General features: G+C 40.1%; 14 protein-coding genes and 1 pseudogene. 4 read left to right on the top strand and 11 right to left on the bottom strand.

The genetic code is table 11. From position 1 onward, the window contains the following. Positions 1-2 precede the first annotated feature (2 nt). Together ODU50_RS07840 and ODU50_RS07835 are read right to left on the bottom strand one after the other, a co-directional pair. Positions 3-1,232, bottom strand: coding sequence for a tetratricopeptide repeat protein (locus tag ODU50_RS07840; RefSeq protein WP_105122014.1), 1,230 nt, complete (start codon positions 1,230-1,232; stop codon positions 3-5). After that, a complete protein-coding gene (locus tag ODU50_RS07835) occupies positions 1,222-2,388 on the bottom strand; it encodes an AI-2E family transporter (protein WP_105116404.1) in 1,167 nt (388 codons plus the stop codon). The genes ODU50_RS07840 and ODU50_RS07835 overlap by 11 nt, the downstream gene beginning before the upstream one ends. A 135-nt stretch (positions 2,389-2,523) precedes the next feature. Here ODU50_RS07835 and ODU50_RS07830 point away from each other — a divergent pair, with 135 nt between their 5' ends. Together ODU50_RS07830 and ODU50_RS07825 are read left to right on the top strand one after the other, a co-directional pair. Beyond that, entirely contained in the window at positions 2,524-3,528 is a 1,005-nt protein-coding gene (locus ODU50_RS07830) for a lactonase family protein (protein ID WP_105153437.1), read from the top strand. Positions 3,529-3,591: 63 nt separating this feature from the next. Continuing rightward, entirely contained in the window at positions 3,592-3,777 is a 186-nt protein-coding gene (locus ODU50_RS07825) for a hypothetical protein (RefSeq protein WP_002935693.1), read from the top strand. Positions 3,778-3,804: 27 nt separating this feature from the next. On the opposite strand, the pseudogene ODU50_RS07820 reads toward ODU50_RS07825, so the two are convergent. After that, positions 3,805-4,452, bottom strand: a pseudogene (locus tag ODU50_RS07820) (HAD family hydrolase). Between the two features lie 337 nt (positions 4,453-4,789). After that, entirely contained in the window at positions 4,790-6,097 is a 1,308-nt protein-coding gene (eno, locus tag ODU50_RS07815) for a surface-displayed alpha-enolase (RefSeq protein WP_002935704.1), read from the bottom strand. Positions 6,098-6,246: 149 nt separating this feature from the next. Here eno and ODU50_RS07810 point away from each other — a divergent pair, with 149 nt between their 5' ends. Continuing rightward, a complete protein-coding gene (locus ODU50_RS07810; RefSeq protein WP_105124120.1) occupies positions 6,247-6,699 on the top strand; it encodes a DUF1694 domain-containing protein in 453 nt (150 codons plus the stop codon). 6 nt (positions 6,700-6,705) lie between these two features. Here ODU50_RS07810 and ODU50_RS07805 read toward each other — a convergent pair whose 3' ends face one another. Then, the gene (locus ODU50_RS07805; RefSeq protein ID WP_002939617.1) at positions 6,706-6,936 is read right to left on the bottom strand and encodes a hypothetical protein; all 231 of its coding nucleotides are present in this window, start codon (positions 6,934-6,936) and stop codon (positions 6,706-6,708) included. Further along, entirely contained in the window at positions 6,927-8,054 is a 1,128-nt protein-coding gene (locus ODU50_RS07800) for a glycerate kinase (RefSeq protein WP_398581393.1), read from the bottom strand. Before ODU50_RS07800 ends, ODU50_RS07805 begins: the two co-directional genes overlap by 10 nt. Before the next feature lie 107 nt (positions 8,055-8,161). On the opposite strand from ODU50_RS07800, the gene ODU50_RS07795 reads away from it, so the two are divergent. Then, on the top strand, positions 8,162-8,812 hold the full coding sequence (locus ODU50_RS07795) for an HAD family hydrolase (RefSeq protein ID WP_044694110.1): 651 nt from the start codon (positions 8,162-8,164) through the stop codon (positions 8,810-8,812). 30 nt (positions 8,813-8,842) lie between these two features. Here the strand turns inward: ODU50_RS07795 and serB are convergent, their stop codons facing one another. The 5 genes from serB to ODU50_RS07770 all read right to left on the bottom strand — a co-directional run bounded on the left by serB (position 8,843) and on the right by ODU50_RS07770 (position 15,259). After that, on the bottom strand, positions 8,843-9,478 hold the full coding sequence (gene serB / locus ODU50_RS07790; RefSeq protein WP_105153439.1) for a phosphoserine phosphatase SerB: 636 nt from the start codon (positions 9,476-9,478) through the stop codon (positions 8,843-8,845). A gap of 51 nt (positions 9,479-9,529) precedes the next feature. Then, positions 9,530-11,254 (bottom strand): septation ring formation regulator EzrA, encoded by a 1,725-nt coding sequence (ezrA, locus tag ODU50_RS07785; protein ID WP_105153440.1) that lies wholly within the window; start codon positions 11,252-11,254, stop codon positions 9,530-9,532. Between the two features lie 88 nt (positions 11,255-11,342). Further along, positions 11,343-13,295: a DNA topoisomerase (ATP-hydrolyzing) subunit B gene (gyrB, locus tag ODU50_RS07780; RefSeq protein ID WP_002939427.1), complete on the bottom strand. Its 1,953-nt coding sequence runs from the start codon at positions 13,293-13,295 to the stop codon at positions 11,343-11,345. A gap of 181 nt (positions 13,296-13,476) precedes the next feature. Further along, positions 13,477-14,016 carry a DJ-1 family glyoxalase III gene (locus tag ODU50_RS07775; RefSeq protein ID WP_105153441.1) on the bottom strand — a complete coding sequence of 180 codons (540 nt, stop codon included), beginning with the start codon at positions 14,014-14,016 and terminating at the stop codon, positions 13,477-13,479. Positions 14,017-14,029: 13 nt separating this feature from the next. Further along, positions 14,030-15,259 carry an FtsW/RodA/SpoVE family cell cycle protein gene (locus ODU50_RS07770; protein WP_012027447.1) on the bottom strand — a complete coding sequence of 410 codons (1,230 nt, stop codon included), beginning with the start codon at positions 15,257-15,259 and terminating at the stop codon, positions 14,030-14,032. Positions 15,260-15,762: the final 503 nt, after the last annotated feature.

Raw genomic sequence — 15,762 nt, 5'->3', positions numbered from 1 at the left:
ACCTACTCTTCATTCAAAAATTCTTGCATGGCTAAATCGTCTGGCACCAATTGGATATAACGACTAGCTTGCTCTTTTGCCTCATCCAAACGACCAAGTTGACGTAAAACCGCTACGTAATCAGCCAAAAATTCAGGATTCTCAGCCAATTCTCCAGCCAATTCATCGTAAAGCTCACTCGCTTCATCATCTCTTTCTAGAGCTTGATAGGCCTTGGCCATGTTCCATCGAGCCAAAACATTCTCAACCTCTTCGTCAACGAGGGCAAGAACTTCGTCATAGCGTTCCTGCTCAAGATACAGATTGGACAAGCGCAGAGCTAGTTCGTTACTATCATCTGCCACCTCTTTTGCCCGTAGAAGATAATCTTCTGCCCCTGCCTCGTCATGCAATTCATAGGCATACTGTGAAGCCTGAAGCAATAAATTGGCATCAAAGTCATTTTTAGCCAGGCCTTTTTGAGTCATAGCCAAGGCATCATCAATCTTATGCTCGGCATGAAGCGACTGAGCATAGGCATATTCATAGCCCTCAAAATCAGGATTGATGGTATCCAGCTGCTTGAAGTAGAGATTGGCCTTTTGGTATTCTTCTCGTTCAAATAGCAGAGCTGCCAATTCAAAGACCGTCTGATCATCGTATTCCAACTCAACAGCTTTTTCCAAAAATTCAATTGCCGCTTCAAATTTCCCTAAACTTGCATAGGCAATACCAATTCGCTGATAGGTAGAAACTCCCGTTAATTCGTAGATTTCACGATTATCCAGCTGGGCATAGTAGGAAATAGCCTCATTAAAAAGCTCCAGTTCCATATCCAATTCTGCTAAGCCAAAGAGGATGATGGGTTCATCTGATAAGTGACTTGCTTCTAACAATTTTTCACGCGCCACCTCCGACAAGCCTTCTGCCTGATACAGGTCCGCCTTAACCAATAAGGCTTCCACATAGACAGAACTGTCTTCCGAAATTTCCTCCAAGTATCCGAAAGATTCTTCAACCAAGCCATCTTCAAATGCTATTTGGGCAAGATTGATCAGTACTTCGGGAAATTCTTCTTTGACCTGTTCATAGATTTGTCTAGCCTGTGGGAAAAAACCAATGCCTTCTAAATAGGCTGCCAAGGACAAAAGTGTTTCGCTATCATCTTGCGCCAAGGCGCGCTTGAAATACTTATCTGCCTTGTCTAAATCCTGTTGATCCAAACAAACCAACATTTTTTCACTATTGTTCATTCACAACCTCATTTTCTTCATCTTCATACAAACTACTGTGTGCCTTGTACCATTCAAATGCCGCTTTCACTAAAACCTTAATAGATGCATATATTGGAATTCCCAGAAGAACTCCTAGGACACCGTACATCTGACCAGCTGTCAATAATACAAATAAAATGGTAATCGGATGAATACTTAGGGAGCTTCCGATAATCAATGGTGTCACAAAACGACCTTCTATAGTCTGCTCAATCATAAAGACTACTAAAACCTTTATCAGCATGATTGGACCAGCAATCAATCCTAAAATAACAGCTGGAATCATGGCCAAGAAAGAACCCAAATACGGAATTAGATTGAGGAAACCAGCCATCACCCCCAAAGTTATTGGATAGCTAAGACCAATGATTGAGAACATCACTGAGAACATCAGGGCAACAATAATCGCAACGGTCACCTGACCACGAACATAGTTTGATAATTGCCCATTCACATCTGATAGTACTGTTCCAATCGGTTCTCTCCACTTGGTTGGTAGATATTGGGTGATGTGTTTATTCAAATACTGACCATCCCGTAACAGATAAAAGAGAATAAAAGGCATAATCAAAATAGCAACAATAATCTGCGAAGCGGTTGAAATCAAATTACTTGCCCAATTCACAGCACTTGAGGAAAACTTCTGAGCATAGGCAACGACCTGATCATTGACCTTATTTAACATCTCCAGAGCTGTTGGTCTAAATTGTTCAAAGCGCTGATCCTGTAGGAGCCCAGTTACCTGTCCTTCGATTTTCTGGATATTCGAAGGAAGATTTTGCGCAAAAGATGTCACTTGCTCTTGAATACTCGGAATTGCCACCGCCAGTCCCCAGATAATGAGAAGACTGATTAAAACAAATAGAATGGAAATACCAACTGTACGAGAAATTTTATGCTTTTCCATCCAGTCAACCATCGGATTTAACAGGTAATACAAAAGACCTGTTAAAATCATCGGTAACAATACAATTTCTAAAAAGCTTCCTATTGGTCTAAATAAAAAACTAATTTTACTAAAAATAAATATGGTCAAAAAAGTCAGCAAGGTTACTAATAAAAATATCACCGCTTGGCTATTCAAAAATAAGCGGAAAAACCAAGTCAGACTAAATTTTTGATGCTTATCCTCCATCTAATACACTCCTAGTCTTTTTTTCTATTGTAACATGGAGAAAGGATTTTTGTAAAAATCAACTACAGAATTTATACGACTTTCTCAGAAAAACATGGTATAATTTTATCAATCATTTCCAAAAAGGAGAATCCTATGACTATCTATTTCGGTACCTACACAAAACGTGAATCAAAAGGAATTTATAAAGCAAATTTTGACTCTGAGACAGGACAACTTAGCAATCTAGAATTGGTCACTGAAGAACCTAACCCTACCTACCTTGCCTTTGATAAGGCCGGACATCTATACTCCGTTGGCGCTGAAAATGGTCTAGGAGGTATCGCTGCCTTTAATGCTGACTATACTCTACTCAACCATGTTGTATCAGAGGGTGCACCACTTTGCTATGTCGCTGTAGATGAAGCAAGAGATTTAGTTTATGGCTCCAATTTCCACAAAGGGCAACTACTTGTTTATAAACGTTTGGTGAATGGTTCACTAGAATTAGCTGATGTCGCTCAACACGAAGGATCTGGGCCGCACGAAAACCAAGCTTCCGCCCACGTTCACTTTTCTGATTTGACGCCCGATAAATTTTTAGTAACCTGTGATTTAGGATGTGATCAAGTGGTAACCTATAAGGTATCTGACCAAGGAAAAGTAGAGAAAATCGCAACCTATCAGGCTGCGCCAGGAAGTGGTCCACGTCACATTGTCTTCCATCCTGTCGCAAAAATCGCCTATCTCATCTGTGAACTCAATTCAACTATTGAGGTGCTTATCTATGACGGCTGGGGACAATTTGAACACCTACAAACTGTCTCTACTCTCCCAGAAGACCATACTGGTTTCAACGGTACTGCCGCTATTCGCATCACAAAGGATGGTAAATTTATTTATGGATCCAACCGCGGAAACGACTCTATCGCAGTCTACAAAACGCTTGCTGATGCCAGCTTAGAATTAGTTGAAATCATCCCAACAAATGGAAAAACTCCTCGCGATTTCACGCTTAGTCCTGATGAAAAGCATTTGATTGTTGTCCATCAAGATTCTGACAATGCAACTATATTTGAGAGAGATGCCGAAAATGGCTGTTTGACTGAGCTTTCACACGATTTCTATGTTCCTGAAGCAGTTTGCGTTACATTTTTATAAGTCGTTTCAGTTGTGAAATCCGTCCAGTTTTGGTTTAATAGTCTCATAGGAGGTGATTTCAACATGAATCCAGTAGATCTTTTTAACCAAGTAAAAGAATTGATTGCAAATAAAGACTTTGATGGTGCAAAACAATTTATCGAAGAAAACAAGGACCAATTCGGTGAATACTTGGAACAAGCAAAAGGCTTGTTATCAGGTTCTGAAGGTGTTAACGGTCTTTTAGATAAAGTTAAAGGCTTGTTCTAATACATGTAAAAACTAGGCTGAGAATGTTCAGTCTAGTTTTTTTGTTTGTTCAAAAATATTTGTTATCTCTTGCAATGAAGGAATTACCCAATCGCTCTTCAATTTTTCATTTTCACTGGCATGCTTTCCAAAACCTGTCAGTATCCGTACAGTCCACATTCCCAAAGATTTAGCAGGCAGAATATCATTATCATACCTATCCCCGACATAGACAACTCTATCTACAGGGATATTTGTTTTTTGCAAGGCAAGTGTGAAAATAGCTGTATTTGGTTTAGATAAACCAACCTCTTCAGAGAGGATGATGAGTTGAAAATAAGACTCAATTCTCCACTCTTTAAGTAGTTCTCTAATACTACTAGACTGATTGGCAATAATCCCCAATCGATAGTTTTGTGATAACTTCTCTAGAACATCTATTGTTTCAGGATACAGGCTCACACCCTCATTTGTCCATAAAGGACGTGGCTCGGTCGGTGCAAAATAGTGCTAGGTCGCACGAATGGGATCCAGCGACTTATGAGCATACTCCACCATTTTCTTTTTATAAGAATCTGATGAAACCTCTATATCCAGAGACTCTAACTTCTTCACACACTTGTCTATATAATAACCATAAGCAGCCTCTTCATCTAAAAGCGTCGAACCCAAATCAAAAAATATCCACTCTATCATCCCGCTCTCCATCTCTTTTCAAAATGAGAATACTTAAGTTGATCCGCCTTTTTAGAATATCATTTTATCAATATCAAGGCAAAGAAAATTCCCTAGGAAAACCTAGAGAGTTTTACTAATCCCTCGCTATGCTAGCTTGGGGATAAATTAGTACACTGTACTACGAAAAACAAGTCTGGAAATTTCCAGACTTGTTCTTATTATAACCTTCGCTATTCTAGCTCAGGGATAAAACAGTCTACCAGACATTGAAAAACAAGTCCGAAAATTTTCGGACTTGTTCTTACTATAACCCTCGCTATGCTAGCTCGGGAATAAAACAGTCTCCCAGACTGTTTTATTTTTTCAAGTTGTAGAATGAGTTCAAGCCTTTGTAGACTGCAACTTCACCAAGTTGATCTTCGATACGAAGCAATTGGTTGTATTTAGCGATACGGTCTGTACGTGACAATGAACCAGTCTTGATTTGGCCTGCGTTAGTTGCAACTGCGATGTCAGCGATTGTTGAATCTTCAGTTTCACCTGAACGGTGTGATACAACGGCAGTGTAGCCAGCTTCTTTAGCCATTTCGATAGCTTCAAATGTTTCAGTAAGAGTACCGATTTGGTTAACTTTGATAAGGATTGAGTTAGCAGCACCTTCTTTGATACCACGTGCAAGGTAGTCAGTGTTTGTTACGAAGAAGTCGTCACCAACCAATTGAACGCGTTTGCCAAGACGCTCAGTAAGAGCTTTCCAGCCATCCCAGTCGTTTTCATCCATACCATCTTCGATAGTGATGATTGGGTATTTGTTAACCAATTCTTCAAGGTAGTCGATTTGTTCTGCAGAAGTACGAACAGCAGCGCCTTCACCTTCGAATTTAGTGTAGTCGTAAACTTTACGCTCTTTGTCGTAGAATTCAGATGACGCACAGTCGAAACCGATCATGATGCCGTTTTCGCCAGCTTCGTAACCAGCAGCTTCGATAGCTTCGATGATTGTTTCAACACCGTCTTCAGTTCCTTCGAACTTAGGAGCGAAACCACCTTCGTCACCAACAGCTGTTACCAAACCACGAGCTTTCAAGATTTTCTTCAAAGCGTGGAATACTTCAGCACCCCAACGAAGACCTTCTTTGAATGAAGGAGCGCCAACTGGCAAGATCATGAATTCTTGGAAAGCGATTGGAGCGTCTGAGTGAGAACCACCGTTGATGATGTTCATCATTGGAGTTGGCAATACTTTAGTGTTGAATCCACCAAGGTAAGTGTAAAGTGGCACTTCAAGGTAGTCAGCAGCAGCACGCGCAACAGCGATAGAAACACCGAGGATTGCGTTTGCACCCAATTTACCTTTGTTAGGAGTACCGTCAAGAGCGATCATAGCGCGGTCGATAGCTTGTTGATCACGAACGTCAAAACCGATGATAGCGTCAGCAATCACGTTGTTCACGTTGTCAACAGCTTTTTGAGTACCAAGACCAAGGTAACGAGATTTGTCACCGTCGCGAAGCTCAACTGCTTCGTGCTCACCAGTAGAAGCTCCTGAAGGAACCATACCACGTCCGAAAGCACCTGATTCAGTATAAACTTCAACTTCAAGTGTAGGGTTACCGCGTGAGTCAAGGACTTCACGAGCGTAAACATCAGTAATAATTGACATTATATTACTCTCCTTTGAGTTTAAAATTGTTACATAGCTATCATACCCTAAAAGAAGGGATTTTTCAAGAAAAAACAGGTTATTTTACTGAAAGAAATAATGTAAACGCCTTCCTTTTCAAAGTTAACTGAGTATGTTATACTGAAACCATGAACGATTTAAATACTACCATACTACAGAAAGCCTCTGGCGAAACACGATTGAATCCAGATGAACAACGTCTATACATGGGAACCTATCGCGAACGGGTTGTCCTGCTCGTTTCCTTTGACGATTTGAGTAATGAAGTTGTCGGAAATAAGTTCGATACAATTTGCCAAAAACTAGCAAACAGCTACTCTCCTCTATTCCTCAAACTCTCGCCAGCCCTGTCTGACAAGCAACAAATTTCACTACTAAAAATTGCTCAGAACTTCGGCATTACTACCGCTATCATCGATGAAAAAATAGGACAGTCTCCCTACGCACTTGTCTTTCACACAAATCACGCTGTGGATAATGAAGAAGTTAGCTTAGAATCCATATTTCCAAATCTTATCTCAAAACCAGAAGAAAAAAAGGAAGATGCAAAACCTTCCTTCTGGAAAAAATTATTTGGTTAGACTTATTTATCGATAAAGCAGTATAAATATTAAAGCAAAAATAATACAGGTTAGACAAAGGATTCCTAGCAATCTGCCTCTTTCATTTTTTTCATTGAAAAAGAACATTGCTCCGTTTGCCTTTATTACATTCGTTTCCGTTCCTCTTTCTTTTTCGGAAAGTCTCATAACGGATACTAGCTTTGCAAGACAAATAAAAATAAATAAGATAATAGCCACATATTTCACTAATTCCATCTTTGTTGGCCTCCTAATTGAAGAATTCTTGCCACCTGCTCTGCCGTGCGGACCAGGTTTTTTTCTGCTTTCTGAAGCGTGTCCTCCAAACTTTCAACGCTTGCAATTATCGGAAAAGCGGCACAGATATTTTCAAAAGGAAACTCGGGAAGATTGTCTTTGAGGCTACCACAAATTGCAATGATGGGAATCCCAGTCGGCGTACGTCTAGCTACTCCTATCGGAGTCTTCCCTGATAAGCTTTGGGCATCCATCCGCCCTTCTCCGACCACAACCAGATCCGCTTTGGTGACGCGATGATCAAAGTCCAACTGATCCAAGACAAAGTCGATGCCTTTTTGAATGCGAGCACCTGCAAATTGAACTAGACCTGCTGCCATACCTCCTCCAGCACCCGCTCCTGCCAAATCGAGTAGCATTGGATTAACCAATTTATAAAAGGACTCCATTTTCTTGTCTACTAGTTCAAATTCAGCAGGGGCAAGACCTTTCTGACCTGCAAAAACAAATGTGGCACCCGCTGGTCCGCAAAGCGGATTCTCCACATCCGTTACCAAATCAATCCTGACCTGAGATAGATCTACCAACATATCCTCTGTGGAAAAGCTGACAATCTCCCCGATATGAGCTCCAATTGCCTCTACTTCTTTTCCAGCTCGATTATAAAATTTCACTCCTAAACCTGCCGCCATTCCGATACCACCATCATGACTGGCAGAGCCACCTACTCCTATAAATATGCGTTTAATACCATTTTGAACGAGCTCCACAATCAGCTCCCCAACCCCTTGTGTCTTAATAAAGAGAGGACTCCTTCTTTCATGCGGGATACTTGCCAGCCCTACAATCTCAGCCATTTCAAAAACCGCAAGATCATCTTTAACCGCATAGGAAACCTTAATTTTATCTCCAAATGGACCTGTCACCCAAGTCTGGGTTCCATCCAAGGATAAGGCCTGCATTAGACTCTCAACTGTCCCTTCGCCACCATCTCCTAGGGGAATTAAGTCATACCCTGCTTGTGGGTAAACTTTAGAAAATCCTTTTTTAATCGCTTCAGCAACCTTTGTAGCTGAAAGAGACTCTTTAAATGAATCCGGAGCAATGAGAATATGCATAGTACTAACCTCCTTTATATTATTAGTATATCACGCTCCTATTCAGCTTTCAATAAATCTTTTCTGTTTTTCATCGTCTGTGTTATACTGAAAGAAAGGAGATGAGTATGTATCAAACTATATTATTTGACTTAGATGGAACTCTTACTGATTCTGGACAAGGAATCTTAAACTCCGTCGCCTACGCACTAGAAAAAATGGGAATCGAAGAACCAGATACAGCCAATTTAAACCGATTCATCGGCCCGCCACTCTATGAATCTTTTTCACGATTCTACCAACTCAGCCCTGAAGATACACAAAGTGCAGTTGATGCTTTCCGTGTCTATTTTAAAGAAAAAGGAATGTTTGAAAATCAACTCTATCCTGGAATCATCCCTCTGCTTGAAGAATTGAGAACAGCTGGAAAAACACTAGTAATTGCTACCTCAAAGCCAGAAATATTTGCCAAACAGATTCTAGAACATTTTGGTATCGCTCACTACTTTGATGTCATTGCCGGTGCTAGTCTGGATAGTAGTCGCATCAGTAAGGCGGACGTCATCGGCTATGCTATAAATCAATTAGAAGCATTTCCAAACAATGCTGTGATGATTGGAGATAGGGAACATGACATTGAAGGAGCACGCAGGCACCAACTTCCCGCCATCGGTGTTCTTTACGGCTATGGGAGCAAGCAGGAATTTGAAAAGGCTGGGGCCACCATGATAGTTGAAACCGTCCAAGATTTGAAAAGGGTTTTACTGACAACAGAATAGAAGAAAAGCCAGCACTCAGCTGACTTCTCATTATTTACTATCTAAAATCTCTATTAGTTTATAGAGATTTTTTTCATTTATTTGGTAGGGTGCCTGTTCTTGGACAATCGGTTTAGCACAGAAAGCTACTCCAATTCCTGCTCGTTGAATCATTGGTAGATCATTTGCTCCATCCCCCATAGCAATCGTTTGAGATAGACTCAGCCCATTTTCTGTCGCCCATTCTTCTAAACATGCTTTTTTAGTATCTTTCGTTACAATTTCCCCCAACACTTGTCCAGTCAATACTCCATCTACTACTTCTAATCGATTAGCCCGAACATAATCTAACTCTAACTGTGCAGCTAGTCGATCGACTGTTTCATGAAACCCGCCTGAAACTACTGCTACCTTATAGCCTCGCATTTTTAATTCTGAGACTAATTCTGCTGCTCCAGGCGTAAAGTGGATTTTTCTGATAATTCGATCAAACACAGAAACAGGCAGTCCCTTTAACAACGCCACACGTTCACGTAAGGCTTCTTCAAAATCCAATTCCCCACGCATAGCACGTTCGGTAATTGCTGCAACTTTCTCTCCTAAACCAGCCTCTTCTCCAAGTAGATCTATTCCTTCTTCCAAAATTAATGTTGAATCAACATCCATAACTAATAATCCAGTTGTCATTTCCGATATTCCTTTCAAAGTATAAAAATAAAAAGCCAAATGGCTTTTTATCTAGTAGCGAATGGCTTCGCGAGTTTTTTCGTATGAACGTACAAAACGCTCTGTTACACCAGGTTCAACGGTTTCCAAAGCAAATGAAATTTCTTCAAATGCTGCTTGGTAATCAAAATCCTTTTCAAAAATTGATAATGAACGGTTAAATGCTTTTTGCACACTTTCATCGAATGAACGATAACGGTTAGAGTATTGTAGCAACTGCTCTGTTAAAGTCGCATTTTGCACAATCAAATACGCTAACTCTTCCAATTGATTCATATCATACGTTGCATTTTCCAACAAACGGTTAACAACTTCGATGTTGATTCGTTTATAGTCTAACTCGGCAATTAAGGCTTCCACATGATCGCTCGTTCTAAAGAAGTTTGTTAAAAATTCAGCTGGAATTCCTGGAAGGTTTCGTTTTTCCATATAACGCTTAAGGGTATGCAATTTATTGATATAAAGTGTAGCTTTCCTACGCGCTGTGTTCTCTGACAATTCTTGTGATTTAAGATAGTCAGCTAAAACAAGCTGATCCTCTTCGATTTCTTTCAAGCTTGCCAATGAATGGTCCAAACGCTCTTCCAGAATAGAATATGCAACTTGTGGATTTTCAATGTCTTCCACACTTTCTGTAACAACAATTTCAATCGATTCCAAACGAGCTTTAAGCTGATTGATCCGTGAAAGTTTGCTATCTGCCAGCAAGTAAGTTGTGTTTAGGCGCTGGCTTTCCTCATCCAAGAGCTGTGTATTTTGGACAACATGCTCCAAGAATTTTGGCAAGTTTTTACTAATCTTAACAGCTTCCTTATTCGCTTCGATTTCACGATTGAAGACTTTATACAAATGATCAATTTTTGCTTGAATTCCCTCATTTTCAGCTTCTGCCGCATCCAAATCAAAGGAAACAATCAAAGCAGTATTTTCACGAATTGAAACACGAATATTTTGGAACTGTGACTCGATGTTAGCTTCTGTGAACAAATAATTCTGCTCAACCAGTTTACGATAACCCGACTCCAAATCTTCCAATTGCTCTGGGAAATCTTTTGTAACTCGTTCAATCAAACTTGGAATGCGATCCATGATTTGATTGAGAGCAATCATATGCTCTTCAGTCTTATCAAGGATTTCAGAAGCTTCAATCGGGTCACCTGAGGAATTGAGCATCACAAATTCAGAAAACTCAACTTCAATATTTTTCAATTGTTTCTCAAGTTCTGGTAGTGTCTCACCGTAGCTATCTGGATTTTCACGAACAGCTTCCTGTAAACTATCGAACAAGTTTAACGCATGTTTTACGCGACCAGAGTTTTTCTCTTCTTGCTCCTTCAACTCCATCAAACCATGACGGATAGAGGCGATGTCTTCTTCAATTAAATCAATTTGGCTTTCGATACTGTCGATAGCATTCTTTGCACTCACAAAGCGAAAAGCATTGTTATAGCCTTCTGCCTCAAAGATATGATTTTCAATATCGGCAAATGAATTGAGCGACAAATCAACCCATTTTTGATTCCATTCACGGAATGACACCTGACTTTGACCAATCAAATGAAGTGCTTTGACAGCTTCAACTTCTTCATTAACTGGAAGGTTAAATAGCTCTTCCTTACGTTCTTCCAATGCAACCAAAAGGTTGTCATTTCGTTTACGAACAATCAGGCAAGCTACATAGGCAATGATTAAAATAATAACAATCGAAACGATTAAGATGATTGTTCCTGTAGGCATGTAAATCTCCTTAGCTCATAGTAATTACTAGAAAATATCGCTTAATTATACCATAAATCTCTAGTATATGCACTTGTTTTTTTAGTTTTTAGACATCCAATGTTGAATAAACAGCATTTTCCTCGATAAACTCTCGACGAGGTTCAACCTTATCCCCCATTAGCATGTCAAAAATCTTATCGGCTTCTGCCGCATCATCAACTGAAACGCGTGCCATGAGACGATTTTCAGGATTCATCGTAGTTTCCCACAACTGATGATCATCCATTTCTCCCAAACCTTTGTAACGTTGGATCGTTGGCTTGGACCGTCCCGTACTATGTCTTTCTAAGGCATCTTGCAATTCTTGCTCTTGATTAACCCCAGGTTGAATATATTCTTTTATCTCACTTCCAACCTTGATACCGTAAATAGGTGGTTGAGCGATATATACGTATCCCGCTTCTACAACAGGACGCATGTAGCGGTAAAATAATGTCAGAAGGAGTGTCCGAATATGGGCACCATCGACATCGGCATCTGTCATAATGACTAATTTTTGATAACGTGCCTTGCTAACATCGAAATCCGCACCAAAACCAGTTCCCATAGCTGTAAATAGACTACGGATTTCTTCGTTGGCCAAAATCTTGTCCATGCTGGCTTTTTCTACGTTCAAAATCTTACCACGAATCGGTAAAATAGCCTGAAATTCACGGTCGCGACCGGATTTAGCTGAACCACCGGCTGAGTCCCCCTCAACGATGAAAAGCTCTGTCTTCGTTGCATCATTTGAGGAACAGTCTGCTAACTTACCTGGGAGGTTTGAAATCTCAAGACCTGATTTCTTACGAGTTACCTCACGCGCACGCTTAGCAGCAATACGAGCCTTGCTTGCCAAAATCCCTTTTTCAACAATCCGTCTAGCAATCTGTGGATTTTCCAAAAGAAATTCTGCAAAGGCATCAGAGAAAAGGCGGTTGGTAATTTTGACCACTTCACTATTCCCAAGTTTTGTCTTAGTTTGTCCCTCAAATTGAGGACCTGGGTGCTTAACAGAAATGACCGCTGTCAAACCTTCACGCACATCTTCACCAGTCAAATTATCCTCATTTTCTTTGAGAATTTTATTTTTCTTGGCGTAGTCGTTGATAACACGTGTCAGAGCTGTACGGAATCCTTGCTCATGGGTACCACCTTCATGTGTGTGAATATTGTTGGCAAAACTAACTACGTTTTCATGATAACTCGTCGTATATTGCATGGCAACCTCAACGGTAATATCATCCATTTCACCTTCTGTATAGATAGGGGTCTCAAAAATGACATCCTTGTTCTCATTAAGATACTCAACGTAGGAAGCAATACCACCTTCATAGTGATATTCCTTTGTTTGCTCCACTCCCTCACGTTTGTCCGTAATAGAGAGATTTAAACCACGATTTAGGAAGGCCAATTCTTGGATCCGCTTATTTAATTTTGCAAAGTCGAACTCAGTCGTCTCAGTAAAAATTTCTGGATCAGGTGTAAAGTGTACAGTTGTACCAGAACGGTCTGTTTCTCCAACAACCTCCAAATCTGCAACGACTTCACCTCGTTTATACTCTTGGAAATAGACCTGACCATTTTTGTAGACATGGACGTCTAGCTGAGTAGATAGGGCGTTTACGACTGATGAACCTACGCCGTGCAATCCACCTGAGACCTTATAACCGCCTCCGCCAAATTTACCACCTGCATGGAGCACTGTAAAGACAGTTTCTACCGCTGGACGACCAGTTTTTTCCTGAATATCTACCGGAATCCCACGTCCATTATCAATAACCGTGATGGAGTTATCTGGCTCAATATAAACTTCAATTTTATCCGCAAAACCAGCCAGCGCCTCATCGATTGAGTTATCGACAATTTCCCAAACCAAGTGATGGAGACCTTCTTTAGATGTTGAGCCGATATACATCCCTGGACGCATTCGAACAGCTTCAAGACCTTCCAAGACTTGAATCTGACTGGCATCATATTCTTGAGCCTTCTCTTGTAAATCTTTGATTTCTTCTGTCATTTCTTTTCCTTATTTTCTATTTGTTGCTCCTTAAAAATAGAAAAGCCAATCCATCTGGATAAAAGCGAAACATATTTTTAGAGCAAAAATCATTCTAACGAATACCCTTTATTATACCATATTTTCTAATATTTTGATAGAAAAAAGAAGAGGAAACATTAGCTCCATCTTCTTCATTACTTTAACTATGATAAACCATTGTTTGAGCTAGGCTTTCCCCATCTCCACCAAATAAATCAACCAATTTATAGGCGAAATCCAAACTTGTTCCAGCACCTCGGCTAGTGATAATTGGACCATCAACGACCACATCCTCTTCCAGATGAATACCTGACGGAATGTCTTTTTCTTTCCCTGGGAAACATGTATAGTGACGACTATCTAACAAACCAGCCTTATCCAGAACAATTGGAGCCGCACAGATTGCTGCTACTGATTTTCCTGATGCAACCGCTCTTTGCAATTCCGTAATCAGTGACTCTGAATCTCTAAGGTGAACAGAACCTGGCATTCCTCCTGGTAAAACAATCAGATCAAAGGAAGACATGTCCCCATCAAAGACTTGGTCAGTTTGAACACGAATACCGTGCGATCCCTCCACTTCATGACTATCTAAACCAACAATCTGACAGTCAAAATGAGCTCGACGGAATACATCTACAGGGGCCAATGCTTCGATTTCTTCAAAACCATCGGCTAAAACAACCGCAACTCTTGTCATATAAACCAACTTTCTAACGTTTTATCGTAATTTTTCTATAGCGACGTGATCGATTTGTTTCCTTCTCATCAGCTAGTCGTGACTGATACCCCATTGACAGCACTAGACCAACACCAATCAGATTTGAAACCATGGACGAGCCACCTTGGGAGATAAACGGCAAAGGAATACCTGTTAAAGGTAACAAACCCGTTGCAGCGCCAACATTTTCAAACACATGGAACAAGAGCATCATGATATAGCCAGTTGATATGTAGGTGTAGTATCGATTGTTTGACTTCAACGTTACCCGCAGCATTCGATAAATGAGCAACAAGTATAGTCCAATCAATACCGTCCCACCAATAAAACCAAAGTCCTCTCCAATCACCGTAAAAATCATATCACTTTCTCGAACAGGGATAAGAAGATTTGTTTTATTGAAACCTAGTCCTTTTAGGCCACCACTTCCGATAGCTATCAAACTTTGAGCTTGCTGGTAGGTCGTTGATTGGGCATTTTTAAAGGGATCAAGCCAGGCTGCAATACGATTGATTTTATAAGTATCCATCCCCAAATTGTGGAGGAATGTTGTTCCACCAGGAGAAATAAAAATCAGCATAAATCCACCAACCAAAACGATCCCCGTTAAGGCAGTCGGTAATAGAATTTTCCAAGAAACTCCTGATAATAGAAGCATTCCGCTAAAGATTGCTACAAATACTAAGGAGGTTCCTAAATCTTTCTGTAAGGCCAACAAAATCAGGACAGGGATAGTAAACAGTGTCATATAACCAATCAACATAAAATCCTCACGAATTTTTCGATTTGGATAATATTTATGAAAGGTGACAATCACCCTTGACAACATAATGATGTAGGCTATTTTCATAAATTCGGATGGTTGAAAGAGAGTCATTCCACCAATCGTTACCCAGTTTTTTGCTCCCGTTGACGCTACTAAGTCTGGACTGTAGAAAAACAAAGGCAATACCATAAGTCCTAGCCCTAGTACGTACAAGTAAGGTGTGATTTGCCACAGAAACTTAGTGGAAAAGAACATGACCAAAAAAGCTGCTACTGTTCCAATTCCTATCCAAGCAATTTGTTGACCAACCATCTGTACAACATTATCCGGATAATCTTGACTAACCGCAATGTAGAGAGAAATAATCCCCACAACTAATAAAAAAAAGACCGGTAAAATAAGTGAGTAGTCTACTCGACTATCGATTGTTCCCCTGTTTTTCATCAATTTCCTCATACTTTCACTTCAAATTCTTACTCGTTCCATTATAGCAGAAATCATCTCTCATTGAAACTAAAAATCTAGTTACATCAGCGGGGATACGATTTATACTCAACGAAAATCAAAAGTAGCCTAGGAAACGAAGTCGAAGATAGAACTGGAGTTCATCAAGGCAAGTTGACAACGGATAACTTTGATTTTCGAAGAGTATTACTAGTGCACAAATCATAAAATACGTATATCTTCATACCTTCGAACAGGCTGAAATATGACGCTTTACCTTCACACACCCCATAAGTTTGCTCAATTCATGAGCATGTAAACCAATGGCAATCATTTTGGTAATCACGTACGAAAAAAGCACTCTTTTATTTCTAGAGTCAAAGAAAAAGAGACTGGGCAAAAACTAGCCAGTAAATAAAAAACACAGATAGATTCAAGCTGATTCTGATGAAATTCAGCCGAACTGTCTGTGTTTTTCTTTTTGTTTCTATTATCATGGACTAATTTCTTCGCCA

Source organism: Streptococcus sp. 2020WUSS084, assembly GCF_044427445.1.
GTDB lineage: Bacteria > Bacillota > Bacilli > Lactobacillales > Streptococcaceae > Streptococcus > Streptococcus suis.
The sequence above is the reverse complement of the archived record's forward strand: the minus strand, read 5'-3'. Positions and strand labels throughout refer to the sequence as shown.